The following is a 21,744-nucleotide window of genomic DNA, read 5'->3' on the forward strand; positions in this document are numbered from 1 at the left end:
GCCGACAGGCAGGCTCGGCGCGCCGGACCGTCCCGAGTGCCGCGTCCTCGCGGCCAGACGCGCGCAGCGCGGCGCGCCCGCGAGGAGGCGGTGCTCGGGACGGTTCGGTGAGAGCGCGCCGAGCACGCGGCGACGGAGTCGCCGCCGATGATCAGTGGGTGTGGGTTCCTGGTCCGCTGAGCTTGAAGCCCGGGAGGTCGCCCAGGTTGTACGTCGCCTCGAAGGTCCGGTGGTAGCCGGTGTGCGCGACCCGCCAGCCCTCCGGGGTGCGCACGTAGCGGTCGGAGTAGATCGCCGCACCCTCGAGCATGAAGGAGAAGGCCTCGACGATCACGCGGTCGTAGAGGTACCAGCTGCCGGTGGCGGTGTCGCCGTCCACCTCGATCTCGGGGTGGTGGGCCTGGTGCAGGGTGATGAGCCCCTCGCCGAGGTTCTCGCGCATGTAGCCGACCAGCGCGCTGCGGTCGCCGAAGACCAGGCCGTTGTAGTCGCCGGTCGCCTCGGGCAGGAAGCAGGACTCGAAGCCGTCCCAGTCCTTGGTGTCGAGCGTGCGCAGGTAGCGGTACTTCAGCTCGCAGACCGCGCGCACCTCGCGCTCCTGCTGCAGCAGGGCCCGCAGGGCCAGGACGTCGTCGATGCCGGAGTCGGTCACCTGCGGCAACGTAGTGCAATTCGTCCGGGGCACGGTGAAAATGTCTCGTAACCCGGCGTCAACCTCGCGGCATTCTGGATCGTTAAAACTAGAGCCACCCACACACGATCAGCCGGCGCGACTCGGGTGCCCGGCCCGACCACAGGAGGCCGCAGTGGCAGACCCCACGACGACCCACCGTGCCAGTGCTCGCACCGACGTCGACTCCCAGCTGGAGCGGATCCGCGCCCAGCGGGAGACCCTCAAGGACCGCCACGCGCAGGCCCTGGCCCGGCTCATGGCCGAGCGCGAGGACCTCAAGGGCGTGCACCCCCTCGCCGACCTGGTCAGCGACTCGCTGCGCTGGTCCGCATAGTCCGTTCGGACTGGGGTAGCACCGCCCCGATGGGGTCTAGTCACCCCTCTCATCCCCTGCGAGGGTGACGGCACACCCGTCTGACCGGCCTCGACGAGCGACGCCGGCCCGGGTCGGCCAGGGGGGACCTCTACGTGTCGAGCACGCCCACGTCCACGCTGCGGTGGGGGGTGGCCGGGCTCGCCCTGAGCCTGCCCGCTGCCGTCCTCGCGCTCGGACCCAGCACCACCACCGGTGCGGCGGCCGCCGCCGCACCGGTGAGCACGACCGGCGCACGCGCGGACGAGCCCGCGCCCGCGCCGGAGGACCCCTCCCGCGCCGCCGACGGCCACATCCACCTGCGCGGCGTCGACGTCGACACCAGCGTCCCCGTGCCGGCGACGCACACGCCGGCCATCGCGACCGACGGCGGGCAGCAGCTGCGCCTGGTCCAGCTCGCCGGCCCCACCCGACCCGCCTGGTACGACGACCTGGCGGCCACCGGCCGCGTCGTCACCTACATCCCCGACCACGCCTACCTGATCTGGACGTCCGACGCCGGTGTCAGCAAGCTCGACCGACAGGCCCGCGCGGGGAAGTCGGTGGTGTACAGCGCGCCCTTCGACCCGGCCTACCGCGTCTCGCCCGATCTGGTGGCCAAGGACGCGACCGTCGACGTCACCGTGCAGACCGTCGACGTCCCGGCGGGCGCGAGCGAGCTCGACGCGGTCACCGCGGGCCGCACGGTGCTGCGCGACGAGTACGCACTCGGCGGCCTGCGCACGGTCTCGCTCACCGTCCCGAGCGACCAGGTCGACGACATCGCGCAGCTCCCGGCGGTCGTCAACGTCGAGCCGTACGTCGCCCCCCACCTGACCGACGAGGCGCAGGACCAGCTCCTCGCCGGCATGGTCACCACGTCCAGCAGCGGCGTCACCGTCCCGTCCGGGCCCGGCTACCTGACCTGGCTGGCGAGTCACGGCTTCGTGAACGACCCGGCGGCGTACCCGAAGGTCGCGGTCGTCGACGACGGCATCGACAACGGCTCGGTGGCGCCGCTGCACGCGGACTTCTACCGCACCGGCGTCAAGGCCAACGGCTCGCGGCTGACCGGCAACGACAACTGCACGGCCGACGCGAGCGCCGACGGAGGCGCCGGCCACGGCAACCTCAACGCCGGGATCGTCGGTGGCTACAACGACACCGACGCCGACCCCTACCAGGACGCACGCGGCTACAAGTACGGCCTCGGCGTCTCGCCGTTCGGCCGGGTCTCGGGCGTGAAGATCTTCCGCAACAGCGGCAGCTACAGCATCAGCGCCTGCGGGAACTCCGACGCCGGCGTCGTGGCCAAGGCGTACGCCGCCGGGGCCGGGCTCACCTCGAACTCCTGGGGGGCCAGCGTCAACGGCGCCTACGACGCGTCGGCCCGGGCCTACGACCTGCTGACCCGGGACGCCTCCAGCACCGCCGGCGGCAACCAGCAGATGCTGCACGTCTTCTCAGCCGGCAACGACGGTGCGGGCCCCACGACGATCGGCTCACCCGGGACGGCCAAGAACGTCCTGGTCGTCGGCGCCACCGAGAACGTCCGGGAGGACGGGACGCTCGACGGCTGCGCCGAGGGCAACGCCGACGACGACTCGGACATGGCGACCTTCTCCAGCCGCGGGCCGACGAGCGACGGCCGCTCCAAGCCGGACGTCGTCGCGGCCGGCACCCACGTCATGGGGCCGGCGTCGCAGGCGACCGGGTACACCGGCGGCGGGGTGTGCGGCGACGGGGGCGCGAACAACCGCTACCACCCGGTCGGCCAGACGCTGTACACCTGGTCCTCGGGCACCTCGCACTCGACGCCGGCCATCGCCGGCGCGGCCTCGTTGGTCCAGAACTACTACGGGCGCGTGCTCCAGCCCGGCGCGACCGCCAGCCCGGCCATGCTGAAGGCGCTGCTCGTCAACGCCCCGCGCTACCTCGACGGCGAGGACACCGGCGACACCCTGCCCAGCAACAACCAGGGCTGGGGCGTGCCGAACCTGGGCGAGCTGTTCGGCGGCGCGACGCACCGCTACGTCGCCGACCAGTCGACCGTCCTCACCGCCTCGGGTCAGCAGCAGGGCGTCCAGCTCACGGTGACGGACCCGACCAAGCCGGTGCGGGTCACCCTGGCCTGGACCGACGCCGCCGGGCCGACCACGGGTGCGGCGTACGTCAACGACCTGGACCTGCGGGTCACCGTCGACGGTCACCTCTACCGCGGCAACGTGTTCGCCGGTGGGCTGTCGACCACCGGGGGCACCGCGGACGCCAAGAACAACGTGGAGAACGTCTTCCTCCCCGCCGGCACGACCGGTCGGGTCTCCGTCAGCGTCCGCGCCGCGAACATCGCGGGCGACGGTGTGCCCGGCAACGGCTCGGCCCTGGACCAGGACTTCGCCCTCACCGCGAGCAACGTCGACCCCGCCCCGACGCCCGCCGCCAACCCCGCGGCAGCGGGAGTCGTCGTGCACGACTCCGACTTCGACGCCAACACCACCTTCGAGCGCGGCGAGACGGTGACCGTCGACGCGTCGGTCTTCAACGGCGGGGACGCCGCGTCGGCCGCGGGCACGGGCACCCTCACCGTCGTGGGTGGGAGCGCCACGGTGGTCCGCGGCACCTCGCCCTACGGTGCGGTCGCTCCGGAGGCCACCGGGACCAACACGCAGCAGTACGTCGTGCAGCTCGCCGACGACGCGACCTGCGGCGGCACGGTGACGCTGCGGCACACGTGGACCGCCGGTGGCCGGACCAGCGTCGAGGACACGACGCTGCGGGTCGGGCCGGCGATGGTGCCCGACTGGGCCGCAGCGACGACGACACCCTCGACCGACGTGCCGAAGAGCATCCCGGACGCCAGCGCGGCAGGGGTCGACTCCATCGTCACGGTCGCCGGCGGTGCGCCGGTGGGCGGGGTTCGGGTCAAGCCCACCATCACCCACGCCTACGACCGCGACCTCGTGCTGACGCTCGTCGCTCCATCGGGCCACTCGGTGCTGCTCGTCAGCCGCCGTGGTGGCAACGGCGACAACTTCTCCGGCACCGTCCTCGACGACGCCGCGGCGGCGGCGATCTCGGCGGGGGTCGCCCCGTTCACCGGGTCGATCCGCCCCGAGCAGCCGTTGTCGGCGCTGACCGGCGAGTCTTCGGGCGGGGTCTGGAAGCTGCACGCCACCGACGTCGAGGCGCCGGACGCAGGGTCGATCACCGGGTGGTCTCTGGACGTGGCGCCGCTGGTGCAGCCGGCCTGCTCCGCGCCCGGCCCGTCGGTCCAGGTCCTGCCGCCGCTGGTCACCGGCGAGAAGGACGGATCGGTCCTGGTCCCCGTCACCCTCCTGCACCCCGACGCCGCGCCGCACAGCGTGACCTTCACGCCGACGGCGGGCACGGCGACGGCGACGGCGGACTTCGACCCGGCGCCGGTGACCGTGACCTGGGCGCCCGGCGACCCGGCCACGAAGCACGTCGCGATCCCGCTCGTCGACGACGGGATCGCCGAGAGCGAGGAGACCTTCACGGTCGCTGCGAGCGCATCGACGATCCCGGTGTCGGCGGCCGTGACGGCGCGCATCACCGACGGCGGTCAGCCGCTGACCGTGGCGGTGGCGGACGCCCCAGCGGTCTCCGAGGGCGGCACGCTGTCGTTCCCCGTGACCCTCTCCGGTCCGGACCGCGCCGGCCCGGTGAGCGTGCACATCGCCACCGGCGGCGGCACGGCGAGCGCGGGCGGCGACTACACCGCCGTCGACCGGACCCTCACCTGGGCGCCCGGTGACCCCGCCACCCAGGTGGTCACAGTCGCCACCGCGAACGACACGGCGGTCGAGCCCGACGAGACGGTCGTGGTCATCCTCTCCGGACCGGGCGGCACGCCCGTGGCCCCGGTGCTCGGGAAGGCCACGGCCACCGGCACGGTCAAGGACGCCGTCGTACCCCCGACGCCGCCGGCTCCGGCGGTCCCGTCGGTGACGGTCAAGAAGGCCAAGGTGACCGAGGGCGACAAGGGGAAGCAGAAGCTGACCTTCGCGGTCTCACTCAGCGGTCCGACGTCGGTCCCGGTGACCTTCACCTGGGCGACCCAGGACCTGACGGCCAAGGCGGGCTCGGACTACAAGAAGGCCTCCGGCACCGTCACCGTCGCCCCGGGCGCGACCACGGCCACCATCACCGTCCTGGTCAAGGGCGACAGGCGGGCGGAGCGGAACGAGAAGCTCTCGCTCCTGCTGTTCGCGATCGCGCACGGCACCTTCGCCGGGCCGACCACGGTGAAGGGGAAGATCGTCGACGACGACTGATCCCGAGAGCCGGACGACGAAGGGCCCCGCCGGTCCCCCGCGGGGCCCTTCGTCGTCCTCACCTACCGGCGGCGGCCGGTGCCGAACATGCCGCGGGCGATCTCGGCGGCGGCGGTCCGCATGAACTGCTTGAAGGCGCTGGACTTCACGACCTGGGTGACCACGCCCTCCTCGGGCTCGGGCGCCCGCCGCGTGGAGGTCGGCTTCCGCTTGGCCGCCTCCTTGGCCGCCTTGGCGTCGGCCTTGGCCTGGTCGGCGGCCGCCCGGTCGGCGGCGGCCTGCTGGGCGCCGGCCTCGAGCTTGGCGGCGAGCAGCTCGCGGGCGGACTCGCGGTCGATGACGGCGGCGTACTTGGCGTTGCGGGGGCTCGCGGCCACCGTGGCCTGCATGGCCGCGGGGTCGCTCGGGCCCATGAGCGACTCGGGGGCGCGCAGGCGGGTCCAGGCGACCGGGGTCGGGGCGCCGCGCTCGTCCATGACCGTGACGACGGCCTCGCCGATGCCGAGGCCGGTGATGACCTCGCCGAGGTCGTCGTACGCCGACTTCGGGTAGGTGTTGACCGTCGCCTTGAGGGCCTTGGCGTCGTTCGGGGTGTGCGCGCGGAGCTGGTGCTGGACGCGCGAGCCGAGCTGGGCGAGCACGGCGTCGGGCACGTCGGTCGGGCTCTGGGTCACGAAGAAGACGCCGACGCCCTTGGAGCGGATCAGCCGCACGGTCTGCGCGATCTGGTCGAGGAACGCCTTGGACGCGTCGTTGAAGAGCAGGTGCGCCTCGTCGAAGAAGAAGACCAGCTTGGGCTTGTCCACGTCGCCGACCTCGGGCAGGTCGTGGAACAGGTCGGCGAGCAGCCACATGAGGAACGTCGAGAAGACCGCCGGCCGGTCCTGGAGGTTCGGCAGCTCCACCAGGGAGATCAGGCCGCGACCGTCCGGGGCCGCCTGCAGCAGGTCGCTGGACTCGAACTCCGGCTCGCCGAAGAACGCGTCCGCACCCTGGTCGGAGAACGTGATGAGCTCACGCAGGATCACCCCAGCGGTGGCCGACGACAGCCCGCCCAGCTCCTTGAGCTCGGCCTTGCCGTCGTCGCTGGTGAGGTACTTCAGCACCTCGCGCAGGTCGGCCAGGTCCAGCAGCGGCAGCCCGGCCTGGTCGGCGTAGTGGAACACCAGCCCGAGGCTGGACTCCTGGGTGTCGTTGAGACCGAGGACCTTGCTCAGCAGCACCGGTCCGAACGCCGACATGGTCACCCGGACCGGTACGCCGGTGCCCTGGCCGCCGAGCGCGTAGTACTCCACCGGGAAGCCGGTCGCCGTCCACTGCTGCCCGACGCTCGCGGTCCGCGCGGAGAGCTTGTCGCTCGGCGTACCGGGCGTGGCCAGGCCGGAGAGGTCGCCCTTGATGTCGGCGGCGAAGACCGGCACCCCGGCCGCGCTCAGCTGCTCCGCCATCAGCTGGAGCGTCTTGGTCTTGCCCGTGCCGGTCGCGCCGGCCACCAGCCCGTGCCGGTTGAGCATGCCGAGCGGGATCCGGATGTGGGTGTCGGTGAGCGTGGTCGCGTCGAGCATCAGCCCGCCCAGCTCGAGCGCGGCGCCGCTGAACGCGTACCCCGGCGCCACCGCCTGCACGATCGGGCTGTCGGCGTGTGCCTCGGGTGCGGGCGCCACCGGAGCGGGAGTCGGCGGTGCCGCGGGTGCCGCGGGTGCCGCCGGCTCGAGAGGCTCGGCGGCGGGCTCGGGAGCTGGCTGGGCCGGCGTCTCGCTCATGCGCTCCACCCTAGGACCGCGGCCGAGGCTCGCCGAGCGGACGGTCTCGTAGTATCGCGCGCGTGATCTTCAAGCGCGTGGGTGAGGGGCGCCCGTACCCCGACCACGGCTTGTCGTCGCGCGGGTGGGCGGCGGTGCCGCCGCGGCAGGTCCGGCTCGACGAGCTGGTGACGACCAAGGACACGCTCCAGCTCGCGGCGCTGCTCGACGAGGACTCGACGTTCTACGGCGACCTGTTCGCGCACGTGGTCGAGTGGCACGGCGAGTACTACCTCGAGGACGGCCTCCACCGCGCCCTGCGCGCGGCGCTGCAGCAGCGCAACGTCCTGCACGCCCGCGTCCACACGATGGCCGGCTGAGGCGCCCGCGATGTGGTGGTCGACGCTGACGGCGAAGGTGCGCACCCTCATCACGCTCGCGTTCCTGCTGGTCCTGCTGCTGGGCGGGGTCACGTGGGGGTGGGCACAGGTGACCGAGCCGTTCCCGGGCAAGGTGGACGCGCCGGTGTGCGTCGACACCTCCTACCAGGCCGGCGCCGAGCTGGCGGTCCAGGACGTGACGGTCAGCGTGCTCAACGCCAGCGGTCGTGAGGGACTGGCGGCGCGCACCATGCAGCAGCTGGAGGACGCGGGGTTCGCGGCGGGCAAGGCCGGCAACGCCCCGTCCGGCACGTCGCTCACCGACCCGGCCGAGATCTGGGTCACCGACGCCGACAGCCCGGCGGCCACGCTGGTGCGGCGGCGGGTCGGCAAGGTCCCGGTCCGCGACGACGTGACCAGCCCGGTGCCGGGGGTGACCCTGGTGGTCGGCGACGCGTTCGGCGACGTCAAGGCCGACGGTCCCGACGCCCTCAAGGTCAAGGACGACGCAGTGGTGTGCAGCCCGCCCGTCGGCTGATCAGCCCAGCCACTGCGCGAGCCGCCCGCGCGCGCTGACCTGGCGCAGCCGCTCCTCGGTCTTGTCGCGCAGCCGGCGCGGGGTGACGACGAGCAGGTCGTCGCCGTGGCGCAGGACCGTGCGCCGCTCGGGGACCAGCGTCTCGTCGTCGCGCACGATCATCGAGATCGAGGCGCCGCGGGGCAGCCGCAGCTCACCGACCTCCACGCCGTGCATCTTCGAGACCGGGCTGATGCTGACCTGGAGCAGGTCGGCAGCGACCCGCTCGAGCGGCGCCGCCTCGATGTCGAGCCCGCGAGGCTCCGAGCGCCGGGCCACCCGCAGGGTCCGCGCCACCGCGGGCAGCGTCGGTCCGGTCAGCAGCGTGTAGATCACGACCATCACGAAGACGATGTCGAAGAGCCGCTCCGAGCCGTCCACGCCCTCGGCCAGGGGGATCGTGGTGAGCACGATCGGTACGGCGCCGCGCAGCCCGGCCCAGGAGATGAAGGACAGCTCCCGCCACGGCATCGGTTGCACGACCGCGCTCACGGCCACCGAGACCGGGCGGGCCAGGAAGGTCAGGACGAGACCGGCCACGACGGCGTACCCCACCGTCGACAGCTCGATCCGCCCCGGCGACAGCAGCAGCCCGAGCATCACGAAGAGCCCGATCTGGGCCAGCCAGGCCAGCCCCTCGCCGAAGGAGCGGGTGGCCGCGCGGTGCGGCAGCTCGGAGTTGCCGAGGACCAGCGCCGCGACGTACACCGCCGCGAAGCCCGACGCGTGCACCCCCGCCGCGACGCCGTAGGACAGGAAGCACAGCGCCATGACCGCCAGCGGGTAGAGCCCGGACGACGGCAGCGCCGCGCGGCGCATCACCCAGGCGCCGGCGAACCCCACGGCCAGGCCGAGCAGCAGGCCGGCCAGCAGCTCGTAGAGGACGAGCCCGACGTTGTAGGGCAGCCCGTGCTCGGCCAGCGCACCCGTCGAGATGATGGTGACCAGCACGATCGTCGGGGCGTCGTTCAACCCGGACTCGGCCTCCAGCGCGCCGGTGAGCCGCTTGGGCAGGGGTACGACGCGCAGCACCGAGAACACCGCCGCCGCGTCGGTCGGCGACGTGACCGCACCCAGCAGCACCGCCAGCTCCCAGCGGAGCCCCAGCAGGTAGTGCCCGGCCACCGCCACGATCGCCACGCTCACCACCACGCCGACCGTGGCGAGTGAGAGTCCGAGCTTCATCGACGGCCGCAGGTCACGCCAGGTGGTGGTCAGACCGCCCTCGGCCAGGATCACGATGAGGGCCGCGAACCCCAACGAGTGCGCGAGCTCGGCGTCCTCGAAGCCGATCCCGAGCCCCGCCTCGCCGATGGCCACGCCCATGAGCAGGTAGAGCAGCAGCGACGGCAGCCGGGTCCGGCTGGAGACGCGGACGGCGAGGATCGCCACGAAGATGACCGCCGAGCCCCACAGCACGAACACGTCGAGCTGGTGGACATCGATCGACATGTCACCTCGGGCGGTCGGGGTGGCGGGACCTCACCCTATCGGTCCGCTTGCCGCACCTCGTCGGCGCACGGGTTCGCGCATTCCAACGCCCGGGGCGCCAAGGTCCCCCTCACACTGACCGCGTGGAGACGTTCCTCGCATGTGTGGTCGGCCTGGTGCTGGTCGTCGGTCTGGTGGCGCTGTTCCGGCGCATCCGTGCCACCCGCTCGGTCCTGGCCGCCGAGGTCCTCCTCGCCGACCGCGACGCCGCCGCCGTCGACGACGACGTCCGGGCGGTGCTGGTCGGCGTTCCCGGCGCGACAGTGGCGCCGCTCGAGCCGGGCCACGTACGCGTCGTCCTGCGGCGCGCTCCGGCGTGGACGGTGGCCGTCGCCGTGCTCGCCTTCCCGGTCGGGCTGGTCGCCCTGCTGCACCGCGAGGACGTCCCGCTGGACGTGTGGGTCTACGCGACCCCGGCGGGCACACAGGTCCAGCTCAGCGGCCCGACCGAGGCCCACGTCCTGGCGCGCGTCCGAGCGGCTCTGCTCGGCGTGCCAGGCGTGCGCGAGGGTCAGGTCGTCGGCGTGTAGCCCGGACGACCCGAGCCGTCCCACTCCTGCCAGAAGGCCAGGAACTCCTCGCCGAGGAACGGGTCGCCACCGGTCATGGCGATGCCGCCGCGGCGCACGGTCCAGTCCCACGGCGCGAGGTCCTGGGCCTCGGCGAGGTGCCGCTTCGCGGCGTCCGCGTCGCCGGTCCGCTGGAGGTACGACGCGACCCGACGGTGGGCGAGCGCGAGCTGCTCGGCGTCGGTGCGCTGGTGCGCCTCGGCCTCGGCGCTGGCGGGCAGCACGCCCTCGCGCACCCAGCGCCGCAGCGCCTCGTGGTGCTGCTCGCTGTCGATCTTGGTGAAGTCGATGAACTGGTCGTCGCCCGGGGCGATGGTCGGCGGCTTCACGACCCGGTCGTCCTCGTCGACCCAGACCACCGAGGGGACGTTGGTGATCCCGTAGCGCTCGGCGGTCACGTGCGCGGTGTCCACGGCGACCGGGTACGTCGGGACGCCGGCCTCGATCCAGGGCCGCGAGTCCTCGGGGTCGTCGTCGAGGGCGACCGAGAACAGCCGCAGCCCGTCCGCGGCCAGCTCGTCCTGGAGCCGCTGCCAGCCGGCCAGCTCGTGCCGGCAGCCGCACCACGAGGCCCAGGTGACCAGGACCCGCTTGTGGCCGGAGAGGTCGTCGAAGGACACCGGCCGGCCGTCCACGTCCCGCAGGTCGAGCCGCGGCGCACGGCCGCCGTCCAGCTCGCGGTGGTGGGTCTCGGCCGACGGCACGACCGCGGCGACGTCCGCGGCCTCGTCGACGACACCGAGGAGGCCGAGGGCGTCGAGCACGGGCCGACCGAGCAACGGCACGCACGTCTCGTCGCGGCACAGCCCCTCGGGCTTGAGCGCCCAGCCGAGGGCGTCGGCCAGGGCGGCCGCGTCGTCCAGCCCGCCGGGGAGCTCGTGCGGGTGCCCCTCGGCGTCGATGAGGATCACGCGGGACAGGATTCCACGGAACTAGAACTTGTTCTAGTCTGAGCCGGTGTCCGGCACCGACCTCCCCGACGTCCGCTCGGCCGCGGAGGTGCCCGCCGGCGCGCCGGCGTACGACGTGGTGGTGGTCGGGTTCGGGATCGCCGGCGGGTGCGCGGCCCTCGAGGCGGCCCGGGCCGGAGCGCGCGTGCTGCTGCTGGAGAGGGCGGCGGTCCACGGGGGGACGAGCGCGCTGAGCGGAGGCCACTTCTACCTCGGCGCCGGGACGCCGGTGCAGGAGGCGACCGGGCACGCCGACGACGTCGAGGCGATGGCGCGCTACCTCACCCTCACCAGCAAGGACCCGGACGCGGAGAAGATCCGCGCCTACTGCGAGGGCTCGGTCGAGCACTTCGGGTGGCTGGAGGCGCTGGGCTTCGCCTTCGAGCGCTCCTACTACCCGGAGAAGGCGGTGATCCAGCCCGGCACCCAGGGCCTGATGTTCACCGGCAACGAGAAGGTCTGGCCGTTCCTGGAGCAGGCGCGGCCGGCCCCGCGCGGCCACAAGGTGCCGGTCCCGGGTGACACCGACGGCACCAGGCTGGTGATGGACCTGCTGCGCGACCGGGTCGTGGAGGCGGGCGTCGAGGTCCGCTACGAGACCGGCGTGACCCACCTGGTCGCCGACGACACCGGCGCCGTGGTCGGCGTCGAGTGGCGCTCGTTCGAGCGGACCGGGGCGGTCCTGGCCCCGGCGGTGGTGCTGGCCGCCGGCGGCTTCGTGATGAATCCGGACATGGTCGCCACCCACACGCCGGCGCTCGGCTCGAAGCTGTTCACCCTCGGCTCGACGTACGACGACGGGCTGGGCATCCGCCTCGGTGCCAGCGTCGGCGGCGCGCTGGAGCACATGGACGAGCCGTTCATCACCGCGCCGTTCTACCCGCCCTCGGTGCTGGTCACGGGACTGGTCGTCAACCGGGACGGCGAGCGGTTCGTGGCCGAGGACAGCTACCACGCGCGGACGTCGTACCACGTCATGCAGCAGCCCGACCAGGTCGCCTGGCTCATCGTCGACAGCGCCCACATGGAGGAGCAGCGCATGTCGCTGTGCCCGCTCGTGGACGGCTGGGAGACGGTCGAGGAGATGGAGGAGGGGCTCGGGATCGCGACGGGTGCGCTGGCCAAGACCCTCGACCGCTACAACGAGCACGCCGCGCGCGGCGAGGACCCCGACTTCCACAAGCACCCCGACTGGCTCGCGCCCCAGGACCAGGGGCCGTGGGGCGCCTACGACCTGTCGCTCGGGAAGGCGCTGTACGCCGGCTTCACCCTCGGCGGGCTGCGGGTGAGTGTGGACGGCGAGGTCCGGCGCGCGGACGGGTCCCTCGTCCCCGGGCTGTACGCCGCCGGTGCGTGCGCGTCCAACCTCGCCCAGGACGGCGCCGGCTACTGCTCCGGCACCCAGCTGGGCGAGGGGTCGTTCTTCGGGCGGAGGGCTGGTCGGCGCGCCGCCCTAGGGTGAGCGCATGGCCGAGGAGTTCAGGGAGCGGGACCTGCGCGGGGCGCGGTTCGTGGAGTCCGACCTGTCCGGCGTGGTGATCCGCGGCAGCGAGGTCTCGGGGCTGGCCATCGACTCGCCCTGGCTGCTCGACGGCGACCCGGTGACGGTCAACGGCGTCGACATCACCGGCTACGTCGAGGGCGAGCTCAACCGCCGCTTCCCCGGGCGCGAGCTGTGGCGGGCCACCGACCCCGAAGGGCTCCGCGAGGCCTGGCGCGCGGCGGTCGCCGCCTGGGACGCCGTGATCGGGCGCGCACCGGAGGCCCTGGTCGACGAGGAGGTCGACGGCGAGTGGTCCTTCGCCACGACGCTGCGCCACCTGGTGCACGCGACCGACCTGTGGCTCGGCCAGAGCGTGCTGGGCTGGTCGCGCGAGGAGTTCCACCCGCTCGGCGTCGGCTACGGCCAGGTCGCCGAGCCCGCGCCGTACGCCGACGTGCTGGCCGCCCGAGCGAGCCGCGTCGCGCTGGTCAGGGAGTTCCTGGCCGACGTCACGCCCGAGGTCCTCGTCGAGCCGCGCCCCCAGCCGCACGAGCCCGAGCGCACCGTGACCGTGTGCCACTGCGTGCAGGTGGTCATGGAGGAGAGCTGGGAGCACCTGCGCTTCGCGGTGCGCGACCTCGACGCGCTCGAGCGGGCATGACCCTGCCGACCGGGGACCGCTGGCAGGTGGCCCGCCGGGCCGACGTGCCGCCGTTCCACGTGATGGACCTGCTCGCGGCGGCGGCGGTCCGCCGGCGCACGCACGGCGACCTGCTCGACCTGCTGGCCGGCCAGCCCGCGACCGGCGCGCCGGCACCGGTGCGCGACGAGGCGGTGCGACTGCTGCAGAGCGGCGACCCGCTCGGCTACACGCCCGCGGTCGGCATCCTCGAGCTGCGCGAGGCCATCGCCGGTCACCACCGGCGCACCTACGGCATCGAGGTCGACCCCGACGAGGTCATCGTCACCACCGGCAGCAGCGGCGGCTTCCTGCTGGCCTTCCTGGCGGCGTTCGACGTGGGCGACAAGGTCGCGATGGCCCGGCCCGGCTACCCCTGCTACCGCAACGTGCTCAACGCGCTGGGCGTCGAGGTGGTCGAGGTGCCGACCGGTCCGGAGACCCGCTTCCAGCCGACCGTCGAGCAGGTCGCCGAGCTGCACGCGCAGCACGGGCTCAGCGGCCTGGTCGTGGCCAGCCCGGCCAACCCGACCGGCACCATGCTGCTGCCCTCCGAGCTGGCCGCGCTCTCCCAGTGGTGCGAGGCCGAGCAGGTGCAGCTGATCAGCGACGAGATCTACCACGGCATCGAGTACGCCCCCCTCGACGGCGGCGACCGGATGGCGCGCTCGGCGTGGGAGACCAGCCGCGAGGCCGTGGTCTTCGCGAGCTTCTCGAAGTACTTCTCCATGACCGGCTGGCGCATCGGCTGGATGCTCGTCCCCGAGCGGCTGCGCCGCGCCTGCGACGTGCTCACCGGCAACTTCACCATCTGCCCGCCGGTGCTCGCCCAGCGCGCCGCGCTCGCGGCGTTCGACGACGCGTCGTACGCCGAGCTCGACGGTCACGTCCGCCGCTACGCCGACAACCGGCGCCTGCTCCTGGAGGGGCTGCCCCGGCTCGGGATCACCGGCCTCGCGCCGGCCGACGGTGCGTTCTACGCCTACGCCGACGTCGGTCACGTCAGCCAGGACACGATGGCCTTCTGCCACGACCTGCTCGCCCGCACCGGCGTCGCGGTCGCGCCCGGCGTGGACTTCGACACCGAGGTCGGCCAGCGCTTCGTGCGGATCTCGTTCCCGGGCGACGCGGCGACCATCGAGGCAGCGCTGGAGCGGCTCTCCACAGTCCTCTGACGCCGGCGTTTGCTCCACAGCGCGGCCCGGGCAGGGCCTGCTCATGCACGGCGACGCGGACGCGATCAGGCGACTGGCCCGGACCATGGGCGAGCAGGGCACGACCCTGCGCGACGAGGCGGGGCGGCTGCTCGCCCGCGCCGAGACGGTGACGTGGGAGGGGCTCGCCGCCGACGCCATGCGCCAGCGCGTGCGCGAGCAGGTGACCGGGCTGCACTGGGCGGCGGTCCTGGCCGACGAGGCCGCCGACGCGCTCGGTCGGCACGCCCGAGCCGTCGAGGAGCGCGGCGACCTGGTCGGCGACCTGCTGGGGCTGGTCTCGTGAGCGACGAGATCATCCAGGTCACCGGCGGCGCGGCCGGCCTCGCGGCGTCGTACGCCGACGCCCGCGCCCTCGCCGCCGCCTTCGACGCCGCCGGCGACGACCTCCGCGCGGTGGCCGCGACCGCCCTCGGCGTGGCCCGCGACGGCGACCTGCTGACCTCGGCCGCCCTCTCCCCCACCACCTGCGCCGTCGCCGAGGCCGCCGTCCTGGCCACCGCGACCAGCGTGTCCTCGGCCGCCCTGTCCTGGGAGGGCACGGCCGCCGCCGTCCGCTTGGCCGTCGGTGGGCTCGAGGCCACCGACGGCGCCGTCCGCACCGCCCTGGACCGCCAGCTCGGGCCCTACGCCCTGCCGCCGCTCCTCCCGCTCGTCGCCGTCGACCCCGACGTGCTGAGCGACCACCCCGGCCTGACCTCCCACGCAATCGCCGCCCTCGGCGGCCCGCTCGGCGCCGTCGTCGCCGGCCTGCTCTACGGCGAGCCCGGCGGGCCGGTCGTCACGCCGTACGCCGCCACCCTCCCGCGCGGGCGCCCGAGGTCGGTCCGCGACCTGCTCGCCCACCTGCGCGCCGTGGCCGAGCTCTCGGGCCGCCCCGACTCACCGGCCAACGGCACGATCGAGGTGCAGACCCTCGACGGGCCCGACGGGCGCCGGCACGTGGTCTACCTGCCCGGCACCGACGACTTCAACGCCCCGTGGGAACAGGGCGCCGACGTCCGCGACCTGGAGACCGACCTGGACCTCGCCGGCGGCCGCCCCGACGCCTACCGCGCCGGCATCCTCGAGGCCCTGCACCGTGCCGGCGCCAGACCCGACGAGCCCGTCCTCCTCGTCGGCCACTCCGCCGGCGGCATGGCGGCGGCCGCGCTGGTCGCCTCCAGCGGCGGCTTCGCCGTGACCCACGCGGTGACCGCCGGCGCGCCGACGGCCCAGGTGCCCGGCTTCCCCGCCGGCACCCACGTGCTGTCGCTGGAGCAGGTCGGCGACATCGTCCCCGAGCTCGACGGCGCCCCCAACCCCGACTCGGTCGAGCAGACGACGGTGCTGTTCGACGCCCACCCCGAGCAAGGGGTGCTGGCGCACCACGGCTACGACGCGTACGAGGCGGGCGCCGCGCTGGCTGATGCGAGCGCGGACCCCTCGGTGCACGAGAGCGTGGCGTCGATCGACGGCTTCTTGGCCGGAGACGGGCCGACGAGCAGCCAGGTCTTCCAGATCACGCGCGCGCCGGGCGTCGGCGCCTCGACCTGGTGAGGCGCTCAGCCCAGGGCCTCGAGGTCCTCGACCGACAACTTCAGCGAGGCCGCGGCCAGGTTCTCCACCAGGTGCGCCTCACTGCTGGTCCCGGGGATGGCCAGCACGTGCGGCCCCCGGCTCAGCAACCACGCCAGCCGCACCTGCGCCGGCGTCGCCCCGTGCGCCTCGGCGATCCGCGTGACGACCGCGTTGTCCGCCACCCCACCGACCTCCCGCCCCTCGGCCGCCAGCGTGAAGAACGGCACGAAGGCGATGCCCAGGTCGCCGCACCGGCAGAGCAGGGAGTCGTTGAGCCGCCCGAAGTCCGGCGCGTAGCGGTTCGACAGCGCCGTCACCGGCGCGACCGAGAGCGCCTGGTCGAGGTGCTCGGGCCGGACGTTGGAGAGCCCGAGGTGCTCGACGAGCCCCTCCTCGCGCAGGGCCGCCAGGACCGAGAAGTGCTCGCGGACATCGGCCAGCCCGGCCTGGCGCAGGTACACCAGGTCAAGCCGCTCGCGCCCGAGCGCGCGCAGGTCCGCCTCGACGAGGGACCGCAGGTCCCCGGGCGCCGCGAGCCCGGCGTCGGTCGGCCCGACCTTGGTCGCGACGACCACGCGCCCGGCGTACCCCTCCAGCGCCTCGCGGATGATCGCGTTGGCCACGCCGAGCGAGGTGAAGCCGCCCGGCCCCTGGGACGCGTCGGCCACGCTCGGGTAGAACGCGGCCGTGTCGATGTGGTCGACGCCGAGCTCGACCGCACGACGCACGAGCCGGACGGCGGCGTCCCGGTCGGCGGGCGCGTAGCCCTCTCGCAGCAGCCGCTTGGCCCCGAGACCGATCCGCCGCACGTCCACCGGAGGACCCTAGGCGGTTTTCACCCTCCGCGGGGCGGGTAGGTGGCGGGGGCTGGGAGGAGGTCTCGGGATGTACGGCGACACGGACGTGATGCGCAAGCACGCCGACCGGCTGCGCGAGCAGGGTGCGGACATCCGCGCGCTCGCGGACCAGCTGGTCTCCCAGGCCGAGGCGGTGACGTGGGCGGGGCGGGCCGGCGACTCGATGCGCGAGCGGATCAGGGAGCGGGCGGCGCGGCTGCGGGAGGCGGCGGAGCGGCACGAGGTCGCGGCCGACAGCCTCGAGGACCACACCCAGACCGTCGACGACCTCAAGGACACCATCGCCGCGGCCGAGCGCCGGGCGACCGCGCTGGTCGACGACGGGACGCTGCCGGCCTTCGAGTCGCCGGCGCCGGGACACAAGGACTGGCTCGCGGTCACCCTGCCGCGCGTCGAGGAGCGTGGCTGATGGGCACCATCGACCTCGGGCCACCGCCGCCGTCGCCGGGCGACCTGCTCGACGGGCTGCCGCGGCGGGTGGCGCTGACCCTGCCGGAGCTGCGGTTCGTGGCCGAACGGGCCAACGGGGCGCCGCTGCCGTTCGACGTGGCCGGTGCGCCGGTGAGCGCGGGCGGCCTGGACGACCGGCTCGGGCGCAGTCGCGGTTCGACCGAGCACGCGGCGTACGCCGAGGCGCTGGCCCGGCTGCACGACCCGGCCACGTCGCTGTCGCGACGCGGGCTGCTGGTGGGCGGACCGGACGAGGGCGCCGTCGACGACGGGCTGCTCGGCGCCGTGGGCCTGCTGGCCACGCCGCGGGTGGCCATCGACCTCGACGTCGCGGCCGGCGCGGTGCAGGTCAAGGCCTGGCACCGCCAACACGGCGGCGCGGTGGCCGCGCTGTCGACGCAGGACGGGCTGGTCTTCGAGCTGGCCTGGTTCCCGACGTGGGCGTGGGCGGCGGAGCTGGCCCGGGCGGCCGTGGTGCCCGAGGACCTGCCGCTCCAGGACTCCCGCGTCCCCGACCGGCTCGCGCTGCCGCACGCGCTGGCCGACGCCGCGCTCGAGGCGGCCCGCTCGCACCGGGCCGACCTGGTGCCGGTGCTGCTGGCCCAGCAGCCCGGCTCGGTCTCCGACGAGCGCGGCGAGCTGGCCGACGCCGAGGCCGCGGCGGTGCTGACCGCGCTGGCCACCGAGCCGCGCGGCCGGCTGCGGGCGCTGGTCGCCGACGTGTCGGGCGACGAGACCTCGACCGTGGGCGTCGTGGCCTGGACGCTGGTGGCCGACGGGTGGCGCTCCCTGCGGACCCACCAGGCCGAGGACGGGCTGCGGCTCGAGCTGCGGCGGGTGATCCCCGAGGGCCTGGCCGCGGACCTGGCCCCGGTGCTGGCGGAGGTGGCGTCGTGAGCGTGCGCGTGGCGGAGCGGTCCGACAAGTACGACCACCTGCTCCAGCTTGCCGACCTCTTCGACAGCTCCGGCGACCGGCTGCGGTCGATGGCCGGGCTGGGCGCCGAGATCCTGCGCGACGACGCGGTGGCCGACTCCGCCGAGCTGTCCGCCTCCACCCACGCCCTGGCGGAGGAGGACATCCGGGCGGCGACCACCGGCAAGCACGGCCTGCTGTCGCGCTCGATCGAGCTGGACGCCGACGCCCTGGTGGTGCGTGCGACGGTGCTGACCTACCAGTGGATCGACGAGCTGCGTGACGCGGCGTACGAGACCCTCGGCGCGGTGGCCGGCCGGGCCATCGGCTACCTCGCACCCAACGTCGCGCTGGGCGGCGCCATCGTCACCGCCGGGCTGATCGAGACCGACGCGCTGGACCGCGACGGCGTCTCGACGTACCTCTCCGAGCTGGCCGAGGCCAACCCCGAGCTGATGGACCACGTGGTCTCCGGCGGCGGCGGGCTCCTCGACGGCCTGCAGATGCGCTCGGCCCTCACCGTGCCGTCCGCGGCCGGCGAGGCCGCTCGCCAGGTGGCCCGCGGCGGCCTGCGCGCGGTCGGCGTCCAGCCGCTGCGCCAGGACTCCTCCGCCGCGCTGCGCGACGTCGCCGCCGGCCTGCTCACCGACCCGCGGCCCGCCCCCGAGCCCGCCACCGGGGTCGAGCCACCATGCGTGCCGACCTCTCTGGTCGACCTGATGACCAGGCTCGACGAGCTCGACGGCAAGGTGCTGGTGCACCGTACGGCGCCCGGCCGCTACGTGGCGTACGTCGGCCGCCCGCCCGCCGTGAGCGAGGACGGCCTGCGGCTGAGCACCGGCGACCTCTCGCCGTACGCCGCCGAGGTCGCCCGCACCGTCGCTGCCGCGGTCGCGGGCGACGAGCAGCCGCACGTCATGACCGTCGGGACGGGTGCCGGCGGCGCCGTCGCCGCCGAGCTCGGCGCCCAGCGCCAGCCGCTGCCGTTCACCGTCGACCAGGTCATCACCGCCGGCGCCCCCGCGGCCCAGGTCCCGCGCCTGCCGAGCACCACGCGGATGCTCGCGCTCGAGGACCGCGCCGACCCGGTCGCGCTGCTCGGCTCGCTCATCGCCGCCGGCGACGACAATCGCGTCACGGTGGTCTTCGACGCGGCCGGCTCGTCCTCGGAGAGCGTGTACGTCGCCGGCGCCCGCACCGCCGACGCCTCGCCCGACGTGGTGGCCGAGCTCGACCGGCTCCGGGGGCTGGGTTACCTCGCCTAGAGCCGATCGGTCACGAAGGCGCCGAGCTGGGTCAGGTTGCGGCACTCGACCATCGGCACCACGTCGGCGTACCGGCCGGCGACGGAGTCCCCGGTGTCCCAGTGCCGGCGCGCCTCGGGGTTGAGCCACCAGGCGTGCCGGGTGTTGCGCTCGATCTCGACCAGGGCGTCGAGCGCGAGGTCGGAGTAGTTGGAGCGCGCGTCGCCCAGGACCAGCAGCGAGGTCTTCGGCCCGAGCGCATCGCCGTGCTTGTCCAGGAACGTGGTGAACGCGCGGCCGTAGTTGGTCCGCCCCCACAGCGCCGCGTGCGAGGCACTGGCCGCGAGGTCGGCCATCACGTCGGCGACGTCGGCGCCCGGACGGAAGTGGTGGGAGACCTCGTGCACGTGGTCGATGAAGGTGAAGGCGCGCACCTTCTGGAACTGGTCGCGCAGCGCGAAGACCAGCAGCAGCGTGAACTGCGCGAAGTTGGCCACCGACCCGCTCACGTCGCAGAGCACGACCAGCTCGTTGCGGTGCGGCCGCTTGGGGCGGTGGTGGGTGGTGAGCGGCACGCCGCCGGTGGAGATGCTCGCCCGGACCGTGCGGCGGAAGTCGAGCGGGCCGCGCCGCCGCGCGTGGTGCTCCTGGGTCAGCCGGGTGGCGAGCCGCCGGGCCAGCGGGTAGATCTGGCGGCGCATCTCCTCCAGGTCGGCGCGCCGCGCGGAGGTGAAGTCGAGGCGGTCGATGCTCGGCTTCACCGCGACGTCGGCGACGTGGTCGGGGCCCTTCTCCTCCGCGATCCGGCGGCGCGCGTCGTCCTCGACCTGCCGCGTGAACGCGCCGACCCGGCGCCCGGCCACCCGGTCGGCCTCCTCCTCGGTGCGGCCGTCGGCGAGCAGCGCCCGGACGATCCGGTCCACCAGCTCGCTCGGAGCCACCCGCTGGAGGGCGGTGTACGCCGACCAGCTGGACAGACCCGGCCCGCGCCCCGGCATCGCCCCGAACCGCCCGACCATCTCCACCGCCAGCTGGGCCAGCCGCTCCTGGTCGCCCGCGGCCAGCGCCTCGGCCAGGCGCTCGCGGAACTCGGCCAGCGCGTCCCCGCCGTCCCCGCTCGGCGTCGGCCCGTCGCCGGCCTCGTCGGTCACCTCCCGGCGGGCGCCCTCGCCGACCAGGCGCGGGAAGTAGACGTCGAAGAGCGCGTCGAACGTCGGCCGCTGGCTCTGCTTCTTGACCAGCGTCGCGGCGTACGCCGCCCGGACGGTCGGGCGCGAGTCCCACGGCAGCGCGCTCAGCGCGGCCACGGCGTCCAGGTCCTCGGCCAGGCTCACCGGCAGGCCGGCCGACCGCAGCGCCTCGAGGAAGGCGATGTGGCGATCGACCAGGCCGCTGCTCAGGACGGGCTCACTTGCGCAGCCGCAGCTCTCGCACCGCACGCTCCTGGTCGGAGGCGTGCTTGAGCACGACGCCGAGCGTGTCGTCGACGGCCTTGTCGTCGAGCTCGCGGATCTCGAGCGCGACCAGCGTGCGGGCCCAGTCGACGGACTCGGCGATCGACGGCGCCTTCTTCAGCTCCAGGTCGCGCAGCCGGCCGACGGTGGCCACGAGCTGCTCGGCGACCAGCGCCTCCAGCTCGGGCACCTGCGACAGCACGATCTCCCGCTCGCGCTCGGCGTCGGGGTAGTCCAAGTGCAGGTAGAGGCAGCGCCGCTTGAGCGCCTCGGACAGCTCGCGGCTGGCGTTGGAGGTGAGCACGACGAACGGACGCCGCACCGCGGTGACCGTCCCGAGCTCGGGGATCGTCACCTGGAAGTCGGAGAGCACCTCGAGCAGCAGCCCCTCGACCTCGACGTCGGTCTTGTCCACCTCGTCGATGAGCAGCACGGTCGGCTCGTCGCGCCGGATCGCGGTCAGCAGCGGCCGGGTGAGCAGGAACTCGTCGGTGAAGATGTCGTCGTGGGTCTCGGCCCACGAGGTGTCGTGGCCCTGCGAGGCCTGGATGCGCAGCAGCTGCTTCTTGTAGTTCCACTCGTACAGGGCCCGGGCCTCGTCGAGCCCCTCGTAGCACTGCAGCCGGACCAGGTCGGCGCCGGTGGCGCGGGCCACCGCCTTGGCCAGCTCGGTCTTGCCGACGCCCGCCGGTCCCTCGACCAGCAGCGGCTTCTCGAGCGCGCCGGCGAGGTACGCCGTCGTGGCCGTGGCCGGGTCGGTCAGGTAGCCGGTGGCGGACAGCCGCGCGGCGACGTCGTCGGGCGAGCTGAACCAGGGCACCTCGACAGTCTCGCGCACGAGGGGCGGGACCTCCGGCGC

20 protein-coding genes are annotated in these 21,744 nt (G+C 74.1%); 13 read left to right on the plus strand and 7 right to left on the minus strand.

Annotated features, from left to right (window positions below):
• Window positions 1-151 precede the first annotated feature (151 nt).
• Window positions 152-652: a nuclear transport factor 2 family protein gene (locus tag G5V58_RS21200; RefSeq protein WP_165237024.1), complete on the minus strand. Its 501-nt coding sequence runs from the start codon at window positions 650-652 to the stop codon at window positions 152-154.
• Window positions 653-806: 154 nt separating this feature from the next.
• Between G5V58_RS21200 and G5V58_RS21205 the strand changes: the two genes are divergently transcribed.
• Window positions 807-1,007, plus strand: a complete 201-nt coding sequence (locus G5V58_RS21205; RefSeq protein ID WP_165227624.1) for a hypothetical protein — start codon at window positions 807-809, stop codon at window positions 1,005-1,007.
• A 134-nt stretch (window positions 1,008-1,141) separates the two neighbouring features.
• Window positions 1,142-5,320: a S8 family serine peptidase gene (locus G5V58_RS21210; protein ID WP_165237026.1), complete on the plus strand. Its 4,179-nt coding sequence runs from the start codon at window positions 1,142-1,144 to the stop codon at window positions 5,318-5,320.
• Window positions 5,321-5,382: 62 nt separating this feature from the next.
• Here the strand turns inward: G5V58_RS21210 and G5V58_RS21215 are convergent, their stop codons facing one another.
• A complete protein-coding gene (locus G5V58_RS21215) occupies window positions 5,383-7,083 on the minus strand; it encodes a helicase HerA-like domain-containing protein (protein ID WP_165237028.1) in 1,701 nt (566 codons plus the stop codon).
• Between the two features lie 62 nt (window positions 7,084-7,145).
• Between G5V58_RS21215 and G5V58_RS21220 the strand changes: the two genes are divergently transcribed.
• Window positions 7,146-7,442, plus strand: coding sequence for a type II toxin-antitoxin system VapB family antitoxin (locus G5V58_RS21220; RefSeq protein WP_165237030.1), 297 nt, complete (start codon window positions 7,146-7,148; stop codon window positions 7,440-7,442).
• A gap of 10 nt (window positions 7,443-7,452) precedes the next feature.
• Window positions 7,453-7,980 carry a LytR C-terminal domain-containing protein gene (locus G5V58_RS21225; protein WP_165237032.1) on the plus strand — a complete coding sequence of 176 codons (528 nt, stop codon included), beginning with the start codon at window positions 7,453-7,455 and terminating at the stop codon, window positions 7,978-7,980.
• Here the strand turns inward: G5V58_RS21225 and G5V58_RS21230 are convergent, their stop codons facing one another.
• On the minus strand, window positions 7,981-9,471 hold the full coding sequence (locus tag G5V58_RS21230; protein ID WP_165237034.1) for a potassium/proton antiporter: 1,491 nt from the start codon (window positions 9,469-9,471) through the stop codon (window positions 7,981-7,983).
• 122 nt (window positions 9,472-9,593) lie between these two features.
• Here G5V58_RS21230 and G5V58_RS21235 point away from each other — a divergent pair, with 122 nt between their 5' ends.
• A complete protein-coding gene (locus G5V58_RS21235; RefSeq protein WP_165237036.1) occupies window positions 9,594-10,040 on the plus strand; it encodes a hypothetical protein in 447 nt (148 codons plus the stop codon).
• Here G5V58_RS21235 and G5V58_RS21240 read toward each other — a convergent pair.
• Window positions 10,022-10,999, minus strand: coding sequence for a redoxin domain-containing protein (locus G5V58_RS21240; RefSeq protein ID WP_407939761.1), 978 nt, complete (start codon window positions 10,997-10,999; stop codon window positions 10,022-10,024). The genes G5V58_RS21235 and G5V58_RS21240 overlap by 19 nt on opposite strands.
• 37 nt (window positions 11,000-11,036) lie before the next feature.
• On the opposite strand from G5V58_RS21240, the gene G5V58_RS21245 reads away from it, so the two are divergent.
• Genes G5V58_RS21245 through G5V58_RS21265 form a run of 5 tightly spaced genes read left to right on the plus strand, consistent with a single transcriptional unit; the run spans window position 11,037 to window position 15,944 of the window.
• The gene (locus tag G5V58_RS21245) at window positions 11,037-12,491 is read left to right on the plus strand and encodes an FAD-binding protein (protein WP_165237040.1); all 1,455 of its coding nucleotides are present in this window, start codon (window positions 11,037-11,039) and stop codon (window positions 12,489-12,491) included.
• Window positions 12,492-12,495: 4 nt separating this feature from the next.
• On the plus strand, window positions 12,496-13,173 hold the full coding sequence (locus G5V58_RS21250) for a DinB family protein (protein WP_165237042.1): 678 nt from the start codon (window positions 12,496-12,498) through the stop codon (window positions 13,171-13,173).
• Entirely contained in the window at window positions 13,170-14,366 is a 1,197-nt protein-coding gene (locus G5V58_RS21255; RefSeq protein ID WP_165237044.1) for a pyridoxal phosphate-dependent aminotransferase, read from the plus strand. The genes G5V58_RS21250 and G5V58_RS21255 overlap by 4 nt, the downstream gene beginning before the upstream one ends.
• A gap of 43 nt (window positions 14,367-14,409) precedes the next feature.
• Window positions 14,410-14,691 carry a WXG100 family type VII secretion target gene (locus G5V58_RS21260; protein WP_165237046.1) on the plus strand — a complete coding sequence of 94 codons (282 nt, stop codon included), beginning with the start codon at window positions 14,410-14,412 and terminating at the stop codon, window positions 14,689-14,691.
• Window positions 14,688-15,944, plus strand: coding sequence for a lipase family protein (locus G5V58_RS21265; RefSeq protein ID WP_165237048.1), 1,257 nt, complete (start codon window positions 14,688-14,690; stop codon window positions 15,942-15,944). Before G5V58_RS21260 ends, G5V58_RS21265 begins: the two co-directional genes overlap by 4 nt.
• 5 nt (window positions 15,945-15,949) lie before the next feature.
• Here G5V58_RS21265 and G5V58_RS21270 read toward each other — a convergent pair whose 3' ends face one another.
• Entirely contained in the window at window positions 15,950-16,780 is an 831-nt protein-coding gene (locus G5V58_RS21270) for an aldo/keto reductase (RefSeq protein WP_165237050.1), read from the minus strand.
• A gap of 70 nt (window positions 16,781-16,850) precedes the next feature.
• Here G5V58_RS21270 and G5V58_RS21275 point away from each other — a divergent pair, with 70 nt between their 5' ends.
• The 3 genes from G5V58_RS21275 to G5V58_RS21285 are packed head-to-tail and all read left to right on the plus strand — an operon-like array spanning window position 16,851 to window position 19,452.
• On the plus strand, window positions 16,851-17,231 hold the full coding sequence (locus G5V58_RS21275) for a WXG100 family type VII secretion target (RefSeq protein WP_165237052.1): 381 nt from the start codon (window positions 16,851-16,853) through the stop codon (window positions 17,229-17,231).
• Complete coding sequence (locus G5V58_RS21280) at window positions 17,231-18,169, plus strand: hypothetical protein (protein ID WP_165237054.1); 939 nt, start codon at window positions 17,231-17,233, stop codon at window positions 18,167-18,169. Before G5V58_RS21275 ends, G5V58_RS21280 begins: the two co-directional genes overlap by 1 nt.
• Entirely contained in the window at window positions 18,166-19,452 is a 1,287-nt protein-coding gene (locus G5V58_RS21285; protein WP_165237056.1) for a hypothetical protein, read from the plus strand. The genes G5V58_RS21280 and G5V58_RS21285 overlap by 4 nt, the downstream gene beginning before the upstream one ends.
• On the opposite strand, the gene G5V58_RS21290 is transcribed toward G5V58_RS21285, so the two are convergent.
• A complete protein-coding gene (locus tag G5V58_RS21290; RefSeq protein ID WP_230486816.1) occupies window positions 19,449-20,870 on the minus strand; it encodes a vWA domain-containing protein in 1,422 nt (473 codons plus the stop codon). The genes G5V58_RS21285 and G5V58_RS21290 overlap by 4 nt on opposite strands.
• On the minus strand, window positions 20,839-21,705 hold the full coding sequence (locus G5V58_RS21295; RefSeq protein WP_230486817.1) for an AAA family ATPase: 867 nt from the start codon (window positions 21,703-21,705) through the stop codon (window positions 20,839-20,841). Before G5V58_RS21295 ends, G5V58_RS21290 begins: the two co-directional genes overlap by 32 nt.
• Window positions 21,706-21,744: the final 39 nt, after the last annotated feature.

It is taken from the genome of Nocardioides anomalus, from assembly GCF_011046535.1.
GTDB classification, from domain to species: Bacteria; Actinomycetota; Actinomycetes; order Propionibacteriales; family Nocardioidaceae; genus Nocardioides; species Nocardioides anomalus.